The following is a 23,336-nucleotide window of genomic DNA, read 5'->3' as shown; positions in this document are numbered from 1 at the left end:
GCCCAGCCGAGGGCCACCACGTCGGCCCCCTCATCGGCACGGCGGACGGTAGGGACGGCCGGCGAAGTACCGCTGCCACTCGTCGCGGCTGAGCGGATCGCCCACCCGTGAGCACAGTCCGCTCACCCCATGGGCGAGATCGGTATCCATGAGCCACGTTGTCGCGGCCGCGACGCCAAGCATTCGACTACCGCCTACGAAGCCGAGCCCGTTGATCATGCCAGAGGAACTAGTAAGCGTCGCCGCATGTCGTGCCCGCGAGGGGTCGGCGACGTCCCACAACCTGACAGAGCCGTCCTTGCCTCCGCTGGCGAGGGTTCGGCCATCTGGACTGAAGGTCATGGCGATCACCGAGTCGGTGTGGCCGCGTAGCGTGGCGACGAGCCGGGGTGGGGCCGCCGTGACGTCGAAGAGGTTCACTGCGTGTCCCAGGACGGCAACGGCCAGGGTCCGCCCGTTGGGGCTGAAGGCGACCGCCGCGGTCGCGTCGTCGGCCGCCGCGACCAGCTGGGGCATACCGCGCGGCTGATCGAGATTCCACAGCGCCACGACCGCGGGTCCGGCGGAGGCCAGCGTCCGCCCAGCGGGATCGAACGCCAGGGACCAGGTGGCCTCGGCGTAGCTCGGGAAGGAGAGCTGAGTCATGGTCCGCGGCCGCTCGAGGTCGGCGACATCCCACAGCGTGACCGTGCCGTAGGGATTGCCCGTCGCCAGCAGGGCATTGGCGGCGGAGCCGAACTGAGCCGAGCTCACGTCGGTCGCGGGTAGCGGTCCCCGCGGGACGGGCCGGTCCGGGTCAGAGATGTCCCATAGCCAGGCGCGCGCGCCCGCACACGCCACCAGGACGCGGCTATCGGCGCTCACGCTCAGACAGTCCGCCGGCGCGGGCAGCCCGGTAATCAGACCCCGCGGCCTTGGCGGATCGGTGCCGTCCACCAACCGGACTGTCCGGTCGACGCCGGCGAGCGCGAGGAGGCGGCCGCCGGGTCCGACAGCGAGCGCGGTGGTGTTCCCGCCCTGATTGTCGAGCACCCTGCCGTGGACGGGCCAGAGCCGCACCACACCGTCGACGGCTCCCGTGGCGACAGTGGTGCCGTCCGGGCTGAACGCCACCGAGCTCACAAACCCTGGGTGTGGTTTGGACTTCACGGGCATTCGCCGAGTTATGTCCCAGAGCACCATCGTGTGGTCCGCGGAGCTCCCAGCCAGGGTCTGGCTGTCGGGGCTGAAGGCCAGCCCGGTGAGATCGGCCGACTGAACCACCGGCAGGAGCTGGGGCCGTGGGGTCCGTCCCTCGCTGAGGTCCCACACGGTGGGACCGTCGCCATCGTCGCCGGCGGCGGCCAGTAGCCGGCCGTTCGGGGCGAACGCGAGGGGAGCGGGGCCAGAACGTGACCCCTCTCCGGTGGGCAAGCGGGTCGAGACAGTCAGACGACCGGTGTCGGCGAGGTCGCACAGTACGACCGTCCCGTCTTCGCCAAGGGCGACGCCGCGTCCGTCTGGGCTGAAAACCAGGGACGACGGTCGGCCGCCGTAGGAGAAGACCGCCCCGGCCACGGGGCGGCGCGAGTCCGTCACCTGCCACAGGTGGACCTCACCCGCTTTGTCCAGGGCGGCGAGCAGGCCGCCCGTCGGGCGAAAGGCGATCGCCGCGATCGGATTCGACCTGGTGGGCAGCGCGGCCTCCCGCGTCGGGTGGCGCGGATCGGTAAGGTCCCAAACCGCGGCGCCGATCCCCCCGACCGCCAGGGTGTGGCTGTCGGGTGAGAACGCGAGGGCGTATACACCGGTCAGGCCGGCTCGGATCACGCTCAACCGAGGGGTCACGCGACCGCGGTCGCGCACGTCCCACAGCCACACCGTGTCGTCCGCGCCGTAGCCCGCCGCCAGCAGCCGGCCGTCCGGGCTGAAGGCCACCGACGTCACCGACGTGGCTGGGCCGGTCAACCGTTGGTCGAGGGAACCGGAGAGGCTGCTGAGCAGGCTGTCGCGAGCCTCCTGCGTCGGAGAGACCTGGTAGGCGGCGAGGCTGAGCTGCGCCGCCAGGGAGGGGTCGGTCTGCCGCAGGGCCGCGGCCTGGACGGCGACCCGCTGGGAGATGGCGGCCGCGGTCTGCCGGCGTGCCTCGTCCCGCTGGGCGAGCGCGAGGTCCGCCAGCCCCGCGGACGTGACAGTCAGCAGCAGGAGCACGAGGATCGTGGCGCCGACCAGCCATCGGGTCCGACGGCGTTGCCGGACGTCCTCGCCGACAAGTTGTTCCTTGGTCACCCCGTGCAACGGCGCCGCGATCTCCGCGACGGCGTCACGAAACCGGGTGTCGTGCGAGGACTGTGCGCGGTGGGCGGCCCAGCTCAGATCGACCCAGCGAGGCTCGTTGTCATACGCGACCTGTAGCGATGGTGGCAGCGCGTTCCCGACGAAACGGTTCGCGGCCGCGTCCCAGGCCAGCGTGCCTCCGGTGCGGCAGATGATGACCGACTCGAAGGATCGAGACTTCAACCAGTAGCTGACCTCACGTTCCACCCACTTCGACGCCGCCGCCTGCTCGTTGACGAATACGACCAGGAAGCGGGACCGGTCCAGGGCCGCGGTGACGGAGCGCGGGAGATCGGGCTCCGCCGCCATGTCACGGCTGTCGAGGAACACCCACAGCGCCCGCAGCCGGTACCACGGCCGCGCCAGCCGGTGGAGCGTCGTCCTGACGGACGGGGCCAGCTGTCGGTCGGCGGCCTGGTTGTAGGACAGGAAGGCGTCGTACAGGTAGCGCTGGGCCGGCCGAGTAGCGCCGATGTCTCCCTTCGGACCTTTGTCTCCAGCGTCGACCAGCAGAAGCGGTGCCGGTTCGTCCTCGCTCTCGCTACCGGCCGGATTGGCGTCCGACAGCCTCGTCACGCGGCAACCCGCGAATGAACAGACCTGTGCCGGGACGAATGGCTCCCCTGCCCGGTGCCGCCCTGTCGGACAGTGGTTCCGTCCCCGGGCAGCGGGCCTGAATCAGGTAGACGTTCGGACTTTCTCCTAGCAAGAAAGCGGCGCGCGAACATTTCACGTCCCCCGATGAGAAGATCTTCGCTTTCCTGTCGGTCGACGGGCTTCCCGTCCGCCATCCCAACGTCTAGCATCGCCTCTGCCATCACTATGGTACGTCGGTACGGGCCCTGGACGGACGGGGCCGTCAGGAAATCAGCCGCCGGCCCCGCCGAGAGGGTGCCCGCGACGCGCACGCATGGATATCTCGTCGGGGGGCGGGCGGCTCGTGAGATTAGTTTCCGGTTGTTCGCGTCAGCTTCCCGCGCTGCTTGTGGCGGCTCTGGCTGTCGGCGGCGTGGTGTGCATCGCTGTCCTCGGTAGGAGCGACGGACGCCCCGCTCCGATGCCCGTCGCGGACACGGCGTGGCTGGCCAACGCGACAGTTGGCACCGTATCGCGGGTGAATGGTCTTTCCGCGCGTCCAGATGCCCTGGTCGCCGCCATTGGCGGCGCGGGCCGCTCGTTCTCCGTCGTACAGGACGACCAGCAGGTCTACCTCGTCGACTCGGCAAGCGGCTCTGTCGGTCGGGTGGACCCCGTTCTTCTCGATCTCGGTGGCCCCGTGGAGCTGGGCCCGGCTGGCACCTATGTGGTGACGGGCGCTGACACCTACGCGGTGGATCCCGCCAACGGGGTTGTCACCAGGCTGCGTTCGACGACGCTAAAACCTCTTGGCCGCCCCGTGCTCGTGCAGTCCGCGGTCAGCGGCGCCGTGATGTCCGCCGATGGGACTCTCTGGCTCGCGCTGCCAGATCTCGGCGAGGTGCTTCCGGTGCGGGGCGGCGTGGCCGGTGCCGGGGTGGAGGTAGCAAGGCCCGGTGACCACCTGGCCGTCGCCGTGTACGGCGAGGGGATCGTCGCCGTCGATTCGACGGATGGCCTTCTCATACCTGTCTCGGGTGGCCGGGCGCAGCCGTCCCTGCGCCTGCCGACGCTCGCCGGAGACGACATCGGCCTCCTGGTGGGCCAAGCCGCGACCGGGCAGGTGCTGGCCCTCGTGGCACCGACGGCGCGGGCACTTCTGCTCGCCGACCTGCGCAGCGGCCATGTCCGCCGCGTCGATCTGCGCTCCGAGACCCGCACAGGCAGTCTCACGGCACCTGTGGAGCTGGGGACCCGGGTCTATCTCGCCGATCGAGGGTCGGGGGTGCTGATCGAGTACGACGTGGACACCGGGCGTTTCAGCCCGTCGACCGCGGTGACGCCAGGCCCAGCCGACCTGGAGGTCTTCAGCCGGGGTGATCTCGTATGGGCCAACGATCCTGCCGGCCCGGCGGCGGTCGTCGTCGACGACGGCGTCGTCCGTCGCATCGTGAAGTACAAGCCGGCAACCGCCGGCGCTCAGCTAGCCGCAGCCATCCTCCCTTCGGCCGGCACATCGGAGCCCACCCCCGCGATCCGCACCGCGCCACCGCCTGGAACCGCGCTGACACCGACCCTGGCGGCCCAGCAGCCAACCCGGCCACCCACGACGCCGGCGGCCAGCCCGACGGTGTCACCGGGACCCACGCACGTCACCGCCGCACCGGCGCGGCCTACGGGCTCGCCCCCGGTCTCTCCGCCACGCTCGGATAGGTCGCCGGCCGTACAGCCGCCCGAGACGAGAGCCGCGTCGCCGCGGGCCGCCGCCACGCCGGGAGCCGTGCCCGGTCCCGTGGGTGGGTCGCCAGCGCCCACGTCGGGTGAAACAGATGTCTCCCTGGGCGCTTCGCCGCCGGCCGATCAGGCCACGCGGCCAGAGACCGGCGGTCAGTCCAGCTCCGCCCCACCGGCAACCCAGCCGGAGGCACCCGTCGTCGAGAGTCAACCGGCGTCAGGGCCGACCCAGTTCGAACCCCCAACTTCGTCCAGCCAGACGGGGACGCCGGTGCCATCTCCGTCAGCCAGTCCGGCGCCACCTGTGGTGGTTCCTTCGGCCAGTGAGACGCCGCCGGTGGTGGTTCCTTCGGCCAGTCCGGCGCCGCCGGTGGTGGTTCCCTCGGCCAGTGAGACGCCACCCGCCTCGGAGACCCCGACGCCGCCTTCCTCGACACCCTCGGCCGCGCCCGACGGACCACCCGGCCCGGTGCAGTCGCTGCGCGCGACCGCGGCCGGCGGTGTCATCACCGTCTCCTGGGCGCCGCCGGCAGATGATTCCGGTCCTCTTGTGTACGTCGTAGCCTGGATCTTCCCAAGCGGTACGGGATACGCCCAGGAAAGCGCCATAGTCACGGTCACCAGCTACCAGGTGACCGGCATCCCGCCCGAAACTGAGGTTCTGATCGGCGTGATCGCTGTGAATGCCGCCGGCGAGGACCTCAGCACCCTACAGACCGTCGAGGTCACCGTTCCAGCGGCTCCATCGGCGCCGAACACCACGCCCGCGACGACGACTCCGGTGGCACCGGGAACCCCGTCCGCGCCTGTCAATCCGGCTAGCCCGGCCGCACTCACCACCCCGACCGCGCCGAGTAGCCCGGCCGACCCCTGACGTTGCCGCCCCATCAAGGCGAGCGGGTCGCGGCGGGTCGACGGCGACCGACGAGTTTCCGGACGACACCAATCGGAGTTCTGTGGCACCCACGGGGGAGAAAATGGAGATGAACACTGCGTTCGAGCCACCGCCGGACGCGGCCGAATTCGCAGCCGAATTCGGCGCCCTGGTCGCGAATGTGGAGAAGGTCCTCCGGGGTAAACGGGATGTGGTCACCCTTGCTCTCATCTGCCTGTTCGCCGAGGGCCACCTTCTCCTGGAGGATGTCCCCGGTGTAGGCAAGACCTCGCTCGCTCGCTGCCTAGCCGCCTCGTTGGATCTTTCCTGTCAGCGGATTCAGTTCACGCCCGACCTACTGCCCTCCGACGTCACGGGGGTGACGGTCTACAACCAGCGGACCGGCGAGTTCATCTTTAACGAAGGGCCGGTCTTCACCAACGTCCTCATCGCCGACGAGATAAACCGCGCGTCACCGAGGACGCAGTCGGCCCTGCTGGAGGTCATGGCGGAGAAGCAGGTCACGGTCGACGGCGCACCCCGGCCGGTGCCCCGGCCCTTCTTGGTGGTGGCCACTCAGAATCCACTCGACATGGACGGCACGTATTCCCTCCCCGAGGCACAGCTCGACCGGTTCCTGATCCGGACGCGGGTTGGCTATCCGCCGTACGACGACGAGGTCCAGGTGCTCTTCGACCAGAGCACCGGACATACGGCCGCCGACCTCAGACCTGCCATCTCGGCGGCGAGGTTCCGGGTGCTCGTCAAGTTCGCCCGCTGTGTCCACGTCTCCGCCGAGCTTGCCGGATACCTCGTCCGGCTCGTCGCCGCGAGTCGCGAGTCACCCGATCTCCTGCTGGGGGCGAGCCCTCGGGCCAGCGTGGCGCTGCTGCGCGCGGCCCAGGTACGCGCCGCGGCCCAGAGCCGGGACTATGTCACGCCAGACGACGTGAAGGCGCTCGCCGGCCCGGTCCTCGCCCACCGCCTCCTACTGACCGACGAAGCCGAGATGAACCAAACGACCGCGGAGGCCGTCGTCGCTCGACTGACCGGCACCGTGGCCGTTCCCCGGATGCGTCTGCCCACGCCCCGGCCTGGATCGAAGCCGACATACACCCTGCCTCCCGAGCCGGCCGTCGGCCGCCACGAGAACTGAAACGATGCCTACTACGACAGGCTGGGGGATCAGCGTCGGCGCGCTCGTCCTTGCCACTGCGGGATACCTGCTCGGATACCCGGAACTCGTCGTCCTCGCCGTGGGCTGCCTGCTTGCCGTCGCCGCCGGACTGCTGGTGGTGGCACGCCCGGCCCATGTCTCGGTGTCGCTTGACCTGGCTCCGTCCCGGGTCGCGCGCGGTGGCGACGCCTGGCTCATCGTCTCGCTGCGCAATCGCGGCGCGCGGCCGACGCCGCGACTCGCGCTCGAGGTCACGCTGGACTGGGCGACCGGCACCAACAGCATCGCGAGGTCGATCGGTGCGCTGGCGTCCGGAGACGACTGGACGGTGACCTTCGCCCTACCCACCGCGCGGCGCGGCTTCCTGCGAGCCGGTCCGGCCACCATTCGGGTTCAGGACCCGTTCGGCCTCGCCGAACGCCGCCGGAGCGTGAGCCACGGCGGCGTGACGCTATCGGTCCACCCCGTCACCGTGGCGCTGCCGGCGCCCACCTCCTCCGGCAACCGCGGTCCGGACGGCGCCACCAGCGACGCCGCCCCAGACGGCGCGGTCACCTTCCGGGCGCTGCGCGACTACCGGCCCGGCGACGACCTTCGGCGTGTCCATTGGCGGAGTAGCGCGAAGCTCGGCAACCTACTGGTGAGGGAACATGTCGAGCCCGCGCTGCCGCTCTCGACTGTCCTGCTTGACTGCCGACGCTCGGCATACCGGCAAACCGGCGAGCCAGCCGGCGCCGAGGACGACCTGTTCGAGCTGGCGGGGGACGTCGCCGGGTCGGTGGCGCTCGCGTCGTCCTCACGGCGGTACCCACTTCGCCTGCGAACCAGCGACGGACTGCGGCTGGACACGCACGAGTGGGATGCCGGGGCGGCGCCGGTCCTCGATTTCCTCACGCGGGCGGGCCTGAACGATACGCCGACTCTGAACGTGGCCCTCGCGAGAATCGGCCGGACGGGGCCTTCGGCGGGACGCGGCATGTTGACGCTGGTCACCGGCGAGCGGGCGGCCGGTGAGCTGACTGCGACGAGCCGGGCCGCACGGTTGTTCGACCGGGTCACCGTCATCCAGGTTGTCGGGCGCACCCCACCGCCCGGGACTAGTACCGGGCCGAACGGGTCCGACGGCGGACCTGTGGTGGATCAGAAAGGACGGGTGACGGTGTGCGCGGTATCGGCCCTGGCGGACCTTCCCCAGGTCTGGAACCGGGCGACGTCCACCAGAGGACGGCCCCGATGAATGGGTCGGGTGTTCGGCCAGACGTGGCCGCCAGGTCGTCCACGCGGGTGAAGACGTCCGCCGGGGCCGGCGGTTCGGCCAATCCGGTGCGTGCTCCGTTATCGGTGACACCGGTCCGGCGCCGGCCGGCGCCGAACCGCGGGCGGGTGGCCGGTGAACTGCTTGCGGTCGCGATCGCCGCGGCCGCCGGCGGCGCGGCCTTCCACCGCTCCCTTCCCACGCGGGAGCTGGTCGCTCCCGTACTGCTCGCGGCATTCCTACCGGTCGGCCTGGCCGGGGCGGTCAGGCTGACACGGCCGTCCCGAGGCGTCCCGATGCTGATGTCGAGCATGATTCTGGCGGGAGGCTGGTTGCTGCTTGTATCGGCAACCCTGTTTCACGGGGCAGGGCATGGACTGCCTACGCCGTCCGCCCTTGCTCGGGCCGGGTCGGCCCTGACGTCCGGCTGGGCCCATCTGCTGGAGTACACGCCGCCTGCTCCCCCCAAACCCGACCTGTTGGCGCTGCCTTCCGCCGCGACCTGGTTGGCGGCGGGCGCCGGGGCCGAGCTGGCCCTGCGCACCCGGGCCACGCCCATACCCCTGTTGCCGGCTGTCGCCATGTTCTGTGCGGGAGTCGTGATGTCCGGGGCGGGACCGGGATCGAACGTGTGGCCGGCCGCGTCGCTGCTAGGCGCTGGGCTTCTCCTCGCGGTACTGCGACATCGCGGACCAGACCCGACCGGTCACATGGAGCCGGCCGTCGGCCGGCATGCATCTGCTCCGTCTCGCCGCGGTTCAGCGCGGCGTCGTTCGACCACGGCGACGGCCGCGCTACTCGCCCTGAGCCTCGTCGTCGCCGCCGCCCTTGCTGGACCCCGGCTACCCGGAGTGGCTGGTCGAAATCCCTACGATCTACGGCAACATCGAGAGGTCCCGTACGCGTCGATCGCCACCTACGACCCGCTCAATGCCGTGCCCGCCTGGCTGACGCAACCGGCGGTCCCGCTCTTCAAGGTCCGCTCGCCCGGATCGCCGAACCTCCGCCTGGTAACCCTCGACAGCTTCGACGGGCAGAACTGGACGTCGTCCGGGCGGTTCATGCGGATTGGCACCGTGATCCCGGCCGTGTCCCGGTCTCAGGCACCTCGGATCCGGCAGGACATCGACATCGACCACCTGCCAGGACCGTTCGTGCCCGCGGCGGACCGTCCCGTCCAGGTCGATTCCCCGGGCCTCGCGGCGGACCCGGACAGCGCCACGCTGATGGCAGTGGGCCCGACCGGGACCGAGCCGCACTACACGGTGTTCTCGGCGTCGCCCCTCCAACTGTCCGGACAGGAACTGGCCTCGGTGGTGCCTGCCACCGGGTCTGCCTACGCCCCGGCGCTGTCGCTGCCTGGCGCGTTGCCCCAGCCTCTGGCTAACCTCGCCCACCTGGTCGGCGGCCTCGCAGCCACTCCATTCACGCGTGCCGCCCTCCTCGAACAACTGCTCCGAAGCGGCTACCGGTACAACCCACAGGCCGATTCCGGACACACCTACGGGCACCTCATCAGCTTTCTGACGGTGTCCCGCCAAGGAACGTCGGAGCAGTTCGCCGCGACGTTCGCACTGGTCGCCCGTGCGCTCGGACTCCCTACCCGGCTGGTCGTCGGCTTCGAGCCCGGCCAGCGCGAGGCTGGATCGGATGTCCGCGTCGTGCACGGCCGCGACGCGCTCGTCTGGCCCGAGGTGGCGTTTCGCGGCGCCGGCTGGCTCGCCTTCTACCCAACTCCCAGCGCCACCGACGAACCAGGCCGCGCTGGGGGGACGGCGCTTGGCGAGACCGCCCAGCGGGCAGCCGCCGTCCGCGCCGCCGAGGCGGCCGCCGCTTCGGCGCGGCCCGCCGGCCGGCCGGCCTTGCTCGCGCCGGCCCCATCTCCCTGGCCCGCCGACCGAGAGACCACTCGTCGCGGCGCATCCCACTGGTGGCTGGTCGTCACCATCCTCCTGCTGGTGGGCGTGGCAGCCTGGGCAGGAGTCATCCTTGCCGTCCCGTGGGCGCGTCGGCGACGCAGCCAGACGGTCGGCTCGCCCGGCGACCGGGTCAGCAGTGCTTGGCGGGATACCGTCGGCCTACTTCGCGCGGCCCACCATCCGGTGCCGGCGGCGGCGACCGGGGCGGAGATCGCTCACTCGGCGCAGGCATGGCTGGCCACACCAGCGGTCACACAGCTGCGAGAACTAGGCAAGGAGACCGACCGCGCCCTGTTCACGGCCGAAGCCGTGACGGATCAGGACGCGAACCTGGCGTGGCGGCGTCACGCGGCCGTGCGCGATGCGTTGCGGCGGGCGACTCCTCGACGACGACGGTGGCTCCAACTGCTGGCCCCGGCCAACCTCTACCGGGAACCCGACCGGTCCAGGCTTTCGCGGCGAAGAAGTGTCGACGTGGAGGGGCGGGCTGCCATGCTCGCCAGGCGCATTGGCGTCGAGAGGTCGCAATCCTGAGGGCCGGGACACACGGGTGCGAGGGTGGCCCCAGGTCGGGTTGTCCGGGCGAGACGGTCACCAGCGTTCGCAGCTCCTGGTCGATCGAGGGGCGGCACGACCGTCGGAACTCCCGCCGAGCCCGGCAACCTGCGCCGCGGCTGGAAGCCGCGGAGAGGTCTCTCACCTCCACTCGAACCACAGCACCTCACGGCGCACCCACGGCCTTCGGCACGCCTCCGTCTCGCTGCTGCTCGACCTCGGCGTGCCGCCGCACATCGTCCGGGACATCGCGGGCCACTCGGCGATCGAACTCACGATGACGATCTACGCGCACGCCGCGTTGGAGGAGAAGCGGAACGCGCTGCGGAAGCTCGACGACCAACTCCGCTGAGGGACGTTGCCGTCAGGCTTGCCGTCAAATGAAAGAAAACCCCCGGTCGAGCGAAGCTCGACATCGGGGGTCCCGGGGGACACCCCCCGGGCGTGGGGTCCGGGGCTCGACCCCGGGGCAATATCGTGGCTGGCGGGAAGTTGCCCAAAGGGCAGCGAACAGGATCAGCCAGCTCGTGGGCAGGGGCGGGGTCGAACCGCCGACCTTCCGCTTTTCAGGCCGAACCGACCGTCATGTCAGTGTCCGTGGACGTGTGTTTTCGGCCGTCGAAGGCCGCCAGCGTTCGTGGTTGGCCGCCACCGTTGCTACACCCGTTGCTACACCTCCACTCGATCGTTGCGGTGCCCCGGAACGTCGTCGGACGGGGCGCGCGAGGTCGAACGTGTCGCTGTCATCGATCTGTGGTGGTACCCGGTGAAGCAGTGCGGGGAAACCTCGAAGATCGGCCCAGCAACCGGATGGTTGGGCGCCGCGGGGCGAGGCAAGACAGGGAACCTGGTGACGATCATGATCGGGGTCGTCGTCGGGCTGACTTTCGCGTTCGGGTTCGGCAACTCGTGGGCGCTGGGTCTGCGTCTGGGTGTGACGGCATTCGTCGCTCAGTGGCGCCGGCGGTCGACCTGTCCGTTGTCGGGCTGCTTCTCGGAACGCGGCACCTGGCGGTGCACGGCGGGCCTACTGAGGTGCAGCGATCGGCCCGCCGTCTGCTGCTGTTTGCCAGCGTCGTCACCCTCGCTCTGAACGTCGCGGAGCCGTTGATCGCCGGCCGATACGGCAAGCCGCGTTCGATGCTGTCGGCCCTTTGCTGCTGATCGGCTGGGGTGAAGTCGGGCCCGGCCTGATCGAAGCCATGCACGCGGCTGATAGGCAGGCGCTTGCATCGGCCCCGCGGGTCGTACCTCAGTCGCTTTTTATGGGCGCGTCTCGATGGCCCGCGCGGGCTCGCCAGAATCAGGTAGCAGAAGCGGCCGCCGCGGCATGTGGGCTCGACGGTGCGGCGCGCGAGCAGGATCTGATGCACCGGGCTCGCGCAGAAGACGTTCTCCACTGGCAGCATTACCACCGACCGATCTCCGCAGAAACACTTCGCAAACGCCTCCGGATCGGGTCGCCCACAGCTCGCCGCCTCGTCGCACAGCTACGGAGTGACATGCATATCCAGGGCGACGTGAACCCGGCTACGACCGAGGATCAGGTTAGCGCAGGAGACTGACGCAAGGAATCGAAAAAGCCCGCGTCCGCCGCCAATACCGGCGGACGCGGGCTCCTTCTCAAGCTTCATTCAGCCGCACAGTCGATCTGTTTACGCAGTTCCGCCGGAACGCGTCGACCCTGATGCGCCGCGAGACCGATTTCGGCCGGAGCACCCGTCGGGCGACGTTCCGGCCGAGAGCAGTTATCTGGGCAGACTCACGGCATAGCAGACGACCCAGATCGAAGGCGCGGCAGGCGCTGCGGCGGTGACGACCACCTTCAGGGTTGAAGATACGCTACGCGTTCTCGCGGTTCAGCAGGTGGCGGCCGGTGACGAAGGGCAGGTCGGCGTGGTTGACGATGCCGGGGGCCGCGGCGACGACGTGGGGGATCGCGTTGACCGCGGGCATGGCGGTCGGCCCGGCCGACGCGAAGTGGGCGCTGCCGATCGGCGCCAGCCGTACCTGGACGCCCGGGTCGCCCTCGATCTCCAGCACGTAGCCGTCCTCGACCGGCCAGTTCGGCTCCATCTGGTCGCCGACCTTCCACACGAACCGGCACTCGATCACGGACCGGCCGCCGGAGATCCCGGCGATCACACCCTTGAAGCCCGAGATCTGGCCCTTCTCCAGCTTCATGAATCCGAAGTCGATGTCGTCCGTCGCGGCGGCGAACTCGGCGGTGAACCGGACGTCGTCGAGCTCGATCGCCAGGGCGTGTGCCAGGACGCGGATCTGCTCCTTGAACGACCCGCAGTTCACCTCGATCATCCCGGGCGCGGCCGGGTCGTCCGGCTGCAGGCCGATGCTCATCGCGCGGAACATCCGCTCGTTGGCGTAGCCGCTCATGTCCAGCGACTCCAGCATCGAGATCCGGTCGATCCGGGTGCACATCGCGCTCGCCGCGAGCACGGTCATGCCCATGTGCCCGGGGTAGACGCCGGTCGTGTAGAGCGACGACCCGCCGCGTTCGCAGGCGGCCGCGAGCCGGTCGCGGACGTCCTCGCCGTAGCCCGCGCCCGCGAGCATGTACATCGTGGACACGATGTTCACCCCGGCCGACAGAATTCGGTCGAGCTGGTCGAAGTCCGGCCGGTAGGCCATGTAGGCGACGCAGTCCGGCTTCAGCGCCAGCAGCGCGTCGACGTCGTCGGTCGCCGTGACGCCGATCGGCGCGATCCCGGCGAGCTCGCCGACGTCCTTACCGACCTTCTCCGGCGAATAGGCGTAACAGCCGACCACCTCCAGTGCCGGATGCCCGACCAGCCCACGGACAGCGGCGGTCCCCGTCTTTCCCGTCGTCCACTGAACGACACGCAGCTTGCTCATCGATGTCTCGTCTCCGTGGGTCCGGTCCTACCGGGCCTGCCGCTCGGGCGGGCGGGTCGAGGTCTCCATGAGCGCACGCCAGGTCAGGGTGACCTCGTCGCGCGGCATGGCCAGTGACCGGGTAGTGATCCACTCGTCGAGGGGCTTGGACCAGGTCACCGGGCCGTTCGGCAGCCCGTCGTACAGCGAGGTGGCGACCGTCTCCGGTTCGGTCGGGTTGACCAGGCCGTTGCGCATCCGGTCGAGCAGGTCCTCGGAGTCGGCCTTGTTGCACAGTTCCGGGTCGAGGGTGTCCTTGAAGGCGTTGAAGTTCGGCGACGCGGTCGCGCCGACGAGCATCGCGGTGACATCCACGCCCTGGTCGCCCAGCTCGCTCCACAGCGACTCGGCGAGGATCCACTCGAACGCCTTGCCCGCGTTGTAGGTAGCGCTCGTCACCGCACCCTGGGTGCCACCGGTGGAGCTGACCAGTGAGATCCCGCCCCGGCCCCGCGCCACCATCTTCGGCGCGAACTGGTTCAACAGGATGAGCGGCGTCGCGCAGTTCGCCTGCACCGACTGCAGCTGCAGCTCCAGCGAATGGGTCAGGAACAGCCCGATCGGCGCCACCGTCGCGTTGTACACGAATAACCCGATCTCCAGGTCATCCGTCGCCCCGGCCACGATCTCGCCGATCATCGGATCGGTCAGGTCCGCGGCCAACTCGCGCACCTCCACGCCATGGGTCGCCCGCACCTCCGCGGCGGTCGCGGCGAGCGTTTCGGCACCGCGGGCGTTCATCACGACGTTCAGCCCACGGGCCGCCGCCTCCAGCGACAGCGCCCGGCCGATACCCATGGACGCGCCGGCGATGAAGGCCCACGGCCCGTACTTGTCCTTGAACATGCTTCTCCTACCCGTCAGTCGACGCCGGCGAGCGGCGCGCTGGTGCGGTCCGCGCTGGGGCTTGCAGGCTGGAACGAGGGGACGCGGCGGGGTCAGGACCGCACGACGGTGGCCGGCCCGGGCCGGACGAGGCCTGCCGGGCGCACGAGCGGAAGGTCCAGGTGGGTGTGGATGCCGGGCGGTGCGGCGCAGACGGCCGGGATCGCGTTGACGGCGTTCATCGCCGTCCAGACCCGGCCCCAGTAGCCCTCGTCGCCGGTCGGGTGCTTGCGCGCGGGTTCGAGGGTGAGGGTTGTCGACGGCTCGCCCTCGATGCTCACCGAGTACTTGACGGTGCCGTAGCCCCAGTTCGGCTCCAGGTCGTCGGACATCTTCCAGAAGCTGCGGAAGACGATGACGGGCCGGCCGCCGGTCAGGGCGATCCACTCGTGGCGCATGCCCCCGACGGTGCCGGCGGGAATCTCGCCCGACCGCACGGTCAGGTCGGTCTTCGCGACGGCGACGTCGAAGTCCGTCGTGTATTCGTCGACGGTCACGCCCAGGCCCGCGGCGAGCAGCGCCATCGACTCGCGGAAGATGTTCTCCATCGTGTGGATCAACGGGCTGGGGTTCTTGCGCGCGTCGTCGGGGTCGCGGCCGAAGCCCAGCCCGTCGAAGTTCATCGCGTGCGACGGGTGCGGCGCGAGGTCGGCGACCTCCTGCACGGTGACCCGGTCGATGCGGGTGCACAGCCGGGCGACGGTCAGCGGCAGCAGGTCACCGGAGAAACCGGGGTGGATGCCCGCGCCGAAAAGGGAGGTACCGCCGTCGCGGCAGGCCGCGGCGAGCCGCGCGACCGGCTCCTGGTTCGCGAGCCCGGCCGGGAACACCCAGCCCGTCGGCGTGACGATGCTCTTTCCGGACCGCAGGATCTGGCACATCTCGTCGACGTCCGCGTACAGCGGCGCGTAGTTCACGCAGTCCGCCTCCAACGCGAGGACATCGTCGACGGAGCCGGTCGCCGCCACGCCGACGGGGTCGATCCCCGCGAGCGTCCCCGCGTCGACCCCTACCTTCTCCGCGCTGGTGACGTAGACCCCGACCAGCTCGTAGCCCGGGGTGTCGACGAGGTGTCGGATCGCGATCCGGCCGATCGAACCCGTCGCCCACTGGATGACCCGGTAGGTGCGCCCGGGTAAGCCGGTTTCGGTTGAGGTGTTCATGACAGCCACTGACCTCCGTTGACCGCGAGGTGCTGGCCAGTGATGACACTGGCCAGGTCGGACGCGAGGAAGAGCACTGCTCCGGCGCACTGGTCGGGCGACGGGACGATGCCCAGCGGCATCTCGGTAGCCTTGGTCTCCAGCCACTCGTCCACGCTCGTACCCGCGGCCGCCGCCGCGCCGGCCCCGAGGCGCTCCAGGTTCTCCCCCTGGACCGGGCCGAGGAAGACGCCGTTCACCCGGACACCGAAGCCGCCGACCTCCAGCGCCAGGGTGCGCGCCAGCGCCGCCAGCGCCGCCTTCGACGTCGAGTAGGCGCCCATCGTGGCCGGCGTCCGCACCGCGGCGCCCGAGTTGACGAGGATGACCGAGCCGCCGCCGCGTTCTCTCATGATCGGCACCGCCGCCTGCACCAGGTGCAGCGCGCTGAACAGGTTGACGTCGAAGATGCCCCGCCATACATCCGGATCGGCGGTCAGGACGGGCTGCCAGTCGCCCTCGTGGTGGCCGTTCTGCACCAGGATGTCGACGCCGCCGAACCGCTCGGCCGCCGCGTCGACGAGGCGCTGGCAGGCGCTCGCGTCGGTGATGTCCGTCGGGATGGCCAACGGCTCCCGGCCCAACGCTCGGATCTCGGCGGCTACCGCCTCCAGCCGGTCAGCCCGCCGCGCCGCGAGCACGACGTCGACGCCGGCCCGGGCGAACCCCAGCGCGATGCTGCGTCCCATGCCCGGCCCGATCCCGGTGACCACCGCGACCTTCCCGGCTTCGAAAAGGGACGGACCCGGCCCGCCCGCTAAGCCGTCAGCACCGGTCATCTCGCGGTCCTCCATGGTGTCCATACGTCGGGTAGTGCGGTCCGCCGCCGCCTGGCGGTCGCGTCACGGGAGGTCGGTGGCGAGGAAGGTCGCGGGCATGCCGAAGACGGCGGCGTGCCGCGACTCGCGCAGCGAGAATCCCGGCGTGCTGCGGTCCTGGCTGTACTCGACCCGGCTGCCATGCCGCTCGGCGACGGCCGTGGCGGCGTCGATGTCCGGGACCTTCACGACGACCGAGTAGACGCCCTCGCCGTGCTCCGCCAGGAACCGCTCCACGTCCGCGGCCTCGGACCCTCCGGCCGCGGTCGGCGCGATCACCTCGATGCCGCCGTCCCAGTCGAGCAGGACCCGCAGGCCCACGTCGGCCAGGTCGATCTCGGTGAAGGTGAACCCGAGGTCGCTCCACAGGGCCGCGGCCGCGTCCTGGTTCTCGCGGCGGACGCAGAAGACGACGTGATGTAAGCCCGGTTTTGACATCTGGCTGCTCCTCGCAGTGGGCCCGCGGCGCGGGAGGACGGTTTCTAAAGGCTCGTCGCGACGGCCGTCACCAGGGGCAGCGTCGCGACGGTGGCGATTCCCGGCGGCGCGGCGCAGACCGCGGGGATGGCATTGACGGCGGGCATCGCCGTCATGATCATGCCCAGGCCCATGTAGTTCGGTTCCGACCAGTCCGGGGGCGGGAGAATCTGGAACTGGGACCGGACCGCGGGCAGCCCGTCGATCTCGACGAAGTAGCCGTGGCCGACCTTCCACGGCGGTTCCCGGTGCGGGCCCATGACCCACAGGACGCGGCACTCGACGAACGGTTTTGCGCCGCGCGTTCCCGTCCAGGCGGCGCGTACGCCCGAGACGGTGCCTTTCGGAATCGCCATGAATCCCAGGTCCGCGTCGTCGGTCGCGACGGCGAACTGCGCGTCGAAGACGATGTCGTCGAGCTCGGCGCCCAGCGCGTCGGCCATCAGCGCCACCGCGTCGGCGAACACCGCCGTCGCCCGCCGGGCACGCGTCAGCAAGTCGGGAGTGTCGATGGGGAGCCCGAAGCCGATGGCCCCCTGGGTCTCGGCCGACTCGTACCCGCTCGCGTCCACGGACTCCGTCACGCGGATGCGGTCGACCCGCTGGCAGATCCCGGCGCTGACCAGCCCGAAGAGGTTTGCGAAGCCAGGATTAACGCCGGAGCCAAACAAGGTGGCGCCACCGTCGAACGCCGCCCGCTCCAGCCTGGCGCGCCGCTGCGCGCCGAGGTAGTCACCGGTGATGAACTCGGCGGTCGTCGAGACGTTGACGCCGACCGTGAGGAGACGACTGACCTGGTCGTCGTCGAAGTGCATCGGGGAGTAGCTGACGCAGTCGGGGTGGGTGGCCAACAGGGCGTCGATGTCGTCTGTCGCCAGTACCCCGACCGGTTCTCCCCCGGCCAGCACGCCGGCGTCGACGCCGACCTTGTCCGGGCTGTGCGCGAAGCAGCCGACGAGCTCCAGGCGCGGATCGGCCGCGATGGCGCGCAACGCCCTCCGACCTACGTTCCCGGTCGTCCATTGGACCACGCGAAGGCGTCCGTGCGTCATGAGGCATCTCCTGTCAGGTGAGCATCCGCACGGGCCGCGCTCGCGGGCTCCAGGTGCGCGACCAGCAGGTCGACCAGCGCGGCTCGCTCACGGGAGGTGTCGAGCGGCTCGCGGGTGGCCAGCTGGGCGAAGACCAGCCCGCGCAGCGCCGCCCAGAGCAGGTGGCCGACGGCTCTCGCGTCACCGTGGCGCTGCCGCTCGGCGATCAGCTCCTCGCCGAGGCGCGCCAGCTCGGCCGCGATCAAGGCGAAATGCTCGCCCGTCGCCGTGTCACGTTGGCTGCGCGTCGCGACGGCGATCTCCAGGCTCGCTCGCGACGCCGGAGTGCAGAACGCGGCCCAGGCGGCCTCGACGAGCGCGCCGACCTGCTCGCGGGTGGAGCCAGCCCCGACCCCGACGGCGGCCATGCGCCGGCGCAGCTCGTCGAAGCTCGCGTCGACGACGGCCGTCAGCAGGCCATCACGGTCTCCGAAGTGATACTGGATCACACCCCAGGTGACGCCCGCCCGCTCGGCAATGTGCTTGGCGCTGGCGGCGGCGAAGCCTTCCTCAACCACGCAGCGCACGGTCTCTTCCATGATCAGGGCGCGGGTCCGCTCGGCGCGCTCCTGCGTGCCGCTCGCCGGCCGGGTCGGCGCGATCGACCCGACGCGACGCGTGCCGCGCGACGTCACGACATGAGGCCGTGGGCCTGGGCGACCGGCAGGTCGGACAGGTGCGTGGGCCCAGGAGGCGCCGCGCAGACCGCGGGGATCGCGTTCACGGCCTTGGCCGCCGTCGCGATGACGCCAGCCTCGTTGTGATCGGTGCGCTCGTCGCCGACATGGGTGTTGATCTCGACGCCCGGCACACCCTTGATCACGACCCGGTGCACGCCTGGTCGCCCGTCGGGCGGGAACGGCCACTCGGGCGCGGCCTGGGGGGTCAGCCGGTTCACGTGCTCCATGACGATCGCGGGGCGTCCGCGCACGATGCCCTCGACGGCGAAGCGGACGGCGGCGACCTGGCCCGGCTCGACGGTCATCATCGTGCAGGTGATGGTCTCGGTGGCGGTCCAGGTCTCGTCGGGGCTGCTGGCATGCACCCCCACCAGTTCCAGCCCGGGACGGTTGATGATCGAGCGCAAGGAGCGACGCCCGACGTTCCCGGTGGAGAACTGAATCACGCGCAGCGACATGGACGCTCCCGACTGTGCGAGCCGGCGACCTCCGGCCTGGGGCATCATAAACGACTTAATGGTTTCGCTGTCCAGCGATCGCCGGAGGATCCCCGCGTCACGGCGAGAGCAGGGTGGGGCTGGCGCGCAGCCGTGGGTCCGTGAGCTCGGCGGGACCGTCGAGCTCGACCAGGATGACGAACTCGCAGCCCTATATGGGCGTGTCTGACATGGAGTGCAAGCCCACCGCCCGCCAGGCCGCACCGCGGCCGCACGGGCTTGGCCCGCCTGCTTGGAGGCGGCCGCACGCCGCTGCCGCTGCCTGCACCGGGCGGTTTCTCTGGGCCGACGAGGCGTGTCAACACCAAAAAACTGCGATCGGGGACCGTCCGCCCCATAAGCGGACGGTCGGCCAGACCGCTCCGTGCGTATGGGCAGGTCAGCCGGCTGTGTTGGAGGGCGCCGCCGAGCTCTGCGGCTCACTTGTAGCAACCCGTGTAGCAATGGCTGGTGACCGAACGCAGAGGAATGTGACTCGCTGGATCGCGATGCTGTCGTCGCAGATCGGGGGGCTCCAGCGGCCCGATCGCGTGGAGTGTGGCCAGATGTGGCGTCTCGAAGCGGACGCTCAGCCAAGGTGTTTGTTCTGGTCAGCGGGGTGCTTGGGGATCATCCGCCGTTCTAGCAAAACGGTCAGTTGCTACATCCGTTGCTACATAACGATCTTCAAAAGCCTCTAAACGATCTCATCTGTGAGGCAAACCCGCTGGTCAGAGGTGGTGGGCAGGGGCGGGGTCGAACCGCCGACCTTCCGCTTTTCAGTGCCACGGTGGCTCGTACGCCGGCCTTCATGGCGGTTCGCGCCTCTGCTCGGGAGATGCCACTGCGTGGTCTCGAACGCGGCTGAACGACTCTGAACGAGACCAAGACTGAGACCACGCGCGCCGGTACGGCGAGGCGATCAAGAGGTCACGGTGGAGCAGATGGCGGGGATCAGGTCTGCCAGGCGGACCTCGCTCTGAGTACGGCGATGCGCACGACGACGCACGCGACGATCGCAGGCACGTCCTGGTCGACAGTCGCCTCCTGCTCGGCACGACCGCCTGAACCGGTGCCAAGGACGCTCTCTCTTGAGGGATCGCCGACAAACCAAAAATGCCTGAGGAGGCTGTGACCTGGGCGTGCGCCGTGGTCTACGTTGCTGTGAGCAGGCGGGCGGGCCCAAGGTACCTCGGGTGTTCTGGCGAAGGGGCTGCCTGCCCGCGCGCGTGGGCTTCAGCGCGGCCATCCGCGTCTGTTGAGGCTGGCCGCGAGTCTCCTTCCGCTGGACCCGGAAAGATGCTTGGATGTTCATCCAAGCTTCACGGCAAGCTGATCGTAGATGCACTCGGGACGGGGCTGGGTAGTGAGCGATTTTGAACGAGGCCGTGCGGCAATAGAGGCGCTTGCGGAGGCCGTCAGCTCAGAGATAGACCTCAATGAGTCGACGACACGCCTTCGAATAATCGACCGACTCATTCTCGATTGCCTCGGCTGGCAACCGGAGGACGTCAACTGCGAGGAACACCAGCAGGGTGACTATCTCGATTACGTACTGGGAAGTCCGCAAAGGCAAGTGGTGGTCGAAGCAAAAAGATCGGATCTACATTTCCAGATCCCTGCGGGCGTTCAGCAGGATAGGGTAATTAGCCTCAAGACCTTCTATGACTACTCTCGGCAGAACCGCGAGGCATTGAACCAAGTTTTAAACTATAGCCAGCGTGGCGGCATACCGATCGCGGTTCTTTCTAATGGCCATCAGTTAGTCGCCTTTTTGGGAAGCCGTCAGGACGGTGTCGCGCCCCAGGATGGCAAGGCGTTGAATTTCTCAAGTCTCGCGGAGATGAAAGCAGACTTTTCCACGCTCTGGAGTAGCTTGTCGAGGCATGGGGTTGCATCTAGATCGCTGCACCGCAAGCTGTCGCGCGGAGGGGGGACCTCGCCGCCTCCTGAGAAGCTGTCCGCCAGAATATCTAATTACCCGGGATTTCGTAACAGAACCGAGCTGGAAACAGACGTCAGAATCCTCGCGGAAATATTCTTGCTCGACCTCATGCAAGAAGAGGCAGTATCAGAACAATTTCTCAGGCAATGCTACTGCTCAAGCGGAGCCCTCTCGCAGTATGCGCTCGTGAGTAAAGAGATCCTGAGATCCCGGTACTCCCCGGTGAGTGACGTTGCTTCTGCCAAGAGTGCGAGAGACCGCAAGGGAAATTCTACCCAAGTAGTGGATGACCTGATCTCCTCGGCTCTTACTCGGCGTCCTCTCATTCTTCTTGGTGATGTTGGCGTTGGGAAGACGATATTTCTGAAGTATCTATTTCGGGTCGACGCCGTCGATCTGCTTGATAACACGGTTGTCTTCTACATAGACTTTTTGCGAGAGTCGTCGTTGATCGGTGATCTCCGTATATTTCTTGTGGGAGAATTTGAGCGTGCACTAGACCGAACTTACTTGATCTAGGACGCACTGCGGGCTCGTGACTTGCGGGTTCGCGGCAGCCATTGATCGTCTTACTGACTACCAACGGTCTTGGAGATAGGCGCGCCGATTAGCTGGAAGACCTTTCTCTGGGTTTCGGTGGCGTTCGTGAGTAGCTGAAGGCTGCCGCCGCCGCTGATGCGGATCTCGTCGCGGGTCAGGGTGGCCAGGTGCGCGAGGAGGCCCTGGAAGCTGTAAAGAGGCGTTCCGTCGGGCTGTTCCTTGCGTGTGGATTTCCGGTTGGCGGCCTCGGAACGGAGAGCGGGCGCGACCGGGTCGGTGCGGCCTGGCGGCTCCTCGTCCGTGAAGGTGAGGGGGGCGAGCCGTTTCCTCAGGTGCCAGGTGATGTAGGCAGCGAGGGAGCAGATCAAGAGATGTGCGCGGACCCGGTTTTCCAGGTAGTGGTAGATCGGTCGCACCTGAAGGTCGGTCGTCTTGATCGTACGGAAGACTCGTTCGACCTGGGAGAGGTTCTTGTACGCGGTGACGATCTCGTCTCCGCGCATTCCGCTCGCGTGTTTCTCCTCGGCGCGGACGACGTAGATGCCGTCGAGCGCCGCCTCGGCGGCGATGCTCTCCTCCCGCCGGGCGATGGTGACATCGGCGTCCGTGATCGTGATCTCGAGGTGCTTCGCCATCTTCCGCCTGTGGACAATCTTCCCGATCTTCATGCCGATGTCCGCGGCGCCGACGATCCGGCCTTCCGTGACGGCGGCGACGACTGGGGCGAGCGCCTTTTCGGTGGCATCGAGCAGTTCGTCACGCTTGCGGGCACGCTCGGCTGCCAGGAAAGGGTTCCGGCAGGCGATCAGCCGCTCTCCGGGAAATTTCGGGTGGCGGATCTCGGCGAGGTTGGTCTCGTCGAACAGGGTCGGCTGCAGCGGGCCGTCCACGGCCGCGAGCTGGGCGATCTGGGGCGCGCGCAGGGCGGTGATCCATCCCAGGTCGTCGGACTCGCGGAGCGCCCTGATACGCGCCGACGTGATCATCCCTCGATCGCCGACCATGATCACACTCTTCAGGTGGAACGTTTTCTGGACGGCGTGCACGGCTTCGATGAACGCGGACGGGTCGCCGGTGTTACCGGGGAAGACGCGTATCGCGACAGGCCGGCCGTCGGCGTCCGTGAGGACTCCGTACTCGATCTGCTCGAGCCCGCGACGGCCGTCACGGGAATAGCCATGGGACGCCAGCGGGCAGCAGTGCCCTTCCATCCAGGACGACGACAGGTCGAAAAGAACCTGGCCGCCGTCGACGAGATGCCGGCCCACGAGTTGCCTTTCGATGTCGTCCTGCCGGTGTAGCAGCCAGTCCATGGCGGCATAGATCTCGTCGGTCGACGCCGTGTCTATCCCCAGGTCCGCGCCGAGCGTGTTGTCGGACCACCAGGATCTGGTGGCGAGCTTCGAACCGGGCTGGATAATCCGGGCGACAATCAGCGCTAGGGCGATATCCCGCTGTCGCCCAGCCGGCCCCAGCAGTGCCGGCAGGCCGAGCTGCCGGGCGACCGTCATGACCGCGGCGACATTGCCGTGCTGAAGAGACCGAGCGATCTCGACATCTTTCTCGACATCGACCAGCGTCCGGCCCGCGAGCGCTTTCCTGAGCACGTCGATGGCCGCCGGCGGAAGGTGCGAGACGTTCGCAATGGTCTCGTTCTTGACCTTTCCGTCTTCCCGGAAGGTACGCCGCACCAGATGCGACACGTACTCCCGCGGCTCGCCGGCCGCGTTCGTCTGCCGACTGACAATCCGGTCCACGTGCATAGCACCCGTTTGCCTCGCCACGAGTCGATGATCCCATCCAGCAAGATCCCGATCAAGCAACCTACTGACTACACTTCGGACAACACAGGCCAAAGTGCCAGGCTGTGCGCGTAGCGATCTTCGAGCACTCGCAAGTTCGG

Annotated in this window: 15 protein-coding genes and 2 pseudogenes; 7 read left to right on the top strand and 10 right to left on the bottom strand. The window is 68.9% G+C overall.

Features of this window, described 5'->3' with window-relative positions; all coding sequences use genetic code 11:
* Window positions 1–30 precede the first annotated feature (30 nt).
* Window positions 31–2,892, bottom strand: a complete 2,862-nt coding sequence (locus QOZ89_RS30685; protein WP_312627099.1) for a toll/interleukin-1 receptor domain-containing protein — start codon at window positions 2,890–2,892, stop codon at window positions 31–33.
* Window positions 2,893–3,226: 334 nt separating this feature from the next.
* Between QOZ89_RS30685 and QOZ89_RS30680 the strand changes: the two genes are divergently transcribed.
* The 6 genes and pseudogenes from QOZ89_RS30680 (at window position 3,227) to QOZ89_RS30655 (ending at window position 11,971) form a co-directional block, all read left to right on the top strand.
* Complete coding sequence (locus tag QOZ89_RS30680; protein WP_312627097.1) at window positions 3,227–5,500, top strand: hypothetical protein; 2,274 nt, start codon at window positions 3,227–3,229, stop codon at window positions 5,498–5,500.
* Between the two features lie 109 nt (window positions 5,501–5,609).
* Entirely contained in the window at window positions 5,610–6,656 is a 1,047-nt protein-coding gene (locus QOZ89_RS30675) for an AAA family ATPase (protein ID WP_116271420.1), read from the top strand.
* A 4-nt stretch (window positions 6,657–6,660) separates the two neighbouring features.
* Window positions 6,661–7,914, top strand: a complete 1,254-nt coding sequence (locus QOZ89_RS30670; RefSeq protein WP_071046958.1) for a DUF58 domain-containing protein — start codon at window positions 6,661–6,663, stop codon at window positions 7,912–7,914.
* A 146-nt stretch (window positions 7,915–8,060) separates the two neighbouring features.
* The gene (locus QOZ89_RS30665) at window positions 8,061–10,385 is read left to right on the top strand and encodes a transglutaminase TgpA family protein (protein WP_312627094.1); all 2,325 of its coding nucleotides are present in this window, start codon (window positions 8,061–8,063) and stop codon (window positions 10,383–10,385) included.
* Window positions 10,386–10,481: 96 nt separating this feature from the next.
* Window positions 10,482–10,758: pseudogene (locus QOZ89_RS30660) on the top strand (tyrosine-type recombinase/integrase); the annotation flags it as partial.
* A 507-nt stretch (window positions 10,759–11,265) separates the two neighbouring features.
* A pseudogene (locus QOZ89_RS30655) lies at window positions 11,266–11,971 on the top strand (hypothetical protein).
* Between the two features lie 277 nt (window positions 11,972–12,248).
* On the opposite strand, the gene QOZ89_RS30650 reads toward QOZ89_RS30655, so the two are convergent.
* The 8 genes from QOZ89_RS30650 to QOZ89_RS30615 form a co-directional block, all read right to left on the bottom strand.
* Window positions 12,249–13,280 (bottom strand): NAD(P)H-dependent amine dehydrogenase family protein, encoded by a 1,032-nt coding sequence (locus QOZ89_RS30650; protein WP_312627091.1) that lies wholly within the window; start codon window positions 13,278–13,280, stop codon window positions 12,249–12,251.
* Between the two features lie 27 nt (window positions 13,281–13,307).
* Complete coding sequence (locus QOZ89_RS30645) at window positions 13,308–14,165, bottom strand: SDR family NAD(P)-dependent oxidoreductase (protein WP_312627089.1); 858 nt, start codon at window positions 14,163–14,165, stop codon at window positions 13,308–13,310.
* 92 nt (window positions 14,166–14,257) lie between these two features.
* Window positions 14,258–15,367 (bottom strand): NAD(P)H-dependent amine dehydrogenase family protein, encoded by a 1,110-nt coding sequence (locus QOZ89_RS30640; RefSeq protein ID WP_312627087.1) that lies wholly within the window; start codon window positions 15,365–15,367, stop codon window positions 14,258–14,260.
* The gene (locus QOZ89_RS30635; protein WP_071046997.1) at window positions 15,364–16,185 is read right to left on the bottom strand and encodes an SDR family oxidoreductase; all 822 of its coding nucleotides are present in this window, start codon (window positions 16,183–16,185) and stop codon (window positions 15,364–15,366) included. The genes QOZ89_RS30640 and QOZ89_RS30635 overlap by 4 nt, the downstream gene beginning before the upstream one ends.
* A gap of 63 nt (window positions 16,186–16,248) precedes the next feature.
* Window positions 16,249–16,662: a VOC family protein gene (locus tag QOZ89_RS30630; protein ID WP_071046965.1), complete on the bottom strand. Its 414-nt coding sequence runs from the start codon at window positions 16,660–16,662 to the stop codon at window positions 16,249–16,251.
* 44 nt (window positions 16,663–16,706) lie between these two features.
* Window positions 16,707–17,693: an NAD(P)H-dependent amine dehydrogenase family protein gene (locus QOZ89_RS30625; protein ID WP_397428874.1), complete on the bottom strand. Its 987-nt coding sequence runs from the start codon at window positions 17,691–17,693 to the stop codon at window positions 16,707–16,709.
* A 56-nt stretch (window positions 17,694–17,749) separates the two neighbouring features.
* Window positions 17,750–18,427: a TetR/AcrR family transcriptional regulator gene (locus QOZ89_RS30620; protein WP_071046967.1), complete on the bottom strand. Its 678-nt coding sequence runs from the start codon at window positions 18,425–18,427 to the stop codon at window positions 17,750–17,752.
* On the bottom strand, window positions 18,424–18,930 hold the full coding sequence (locus tag QOZ89_RS30615; RefSeq protein ID WP_312627080.1) for a hypothetical protein: 507 nt from the start codon (window positions 18,928–18,930) through the stop codon (window positions 18,424–18,426). Before QOZ89_RS30615 ends, QOZ89_RS30620 begins: the two co-directional genes overlap by 4 nt.
* Window positions 18,931–20,314: 1,384 nt before the next feature.
* Between QOZ89_RS30615 and QOZ89_RS30610 the strand changes: the two genes are divergently transcribed.
* On the top strand, window positions 20,315–21,412 hold the full coding sequence (locus QOZ89_RS30610; RefSeq protein WP_312627078.1) for a hypothetical protein: 1,098 nt from the start codon (window positions 20,315–20,317) through the stop codon (window positions 21,410–21,412).
* Window positions 21,413–21,462: 50 nt separating this feature from the next.
* Here QOZ89_RS30610 and QOZ89_RS30605 read toward each other — a convergent pair whose 3' ends face one another.
* The gene (locus QOZ89_RS30605; RefSeq protein ID WP_312623741.1) at window positions 21,463–23,190 is read right to left on the bottom strand and encodes an IS1634 family transposase; all 1,728 of its coding nucleotides are present in this window, start codon (window positions 23,188–23,190) and stop codon (window positions 21,463–21,465) included.
* Window positions 23,191–23,336 lie beyond the last annotated feature (146 nt).

It is taken from the genome of Pseudofrankia coriaricola, assembly GCF_032027725.1.
In the GTDB taxonomy this organism is placed as follows: Bacteria; Actinomycetota; Actinomycetes; order Frankiales; family Frankiaceae; genus Pseudofrankia.
This window is presented reverse-complemented; position numbering and strand designations above follow the sequence as displayed.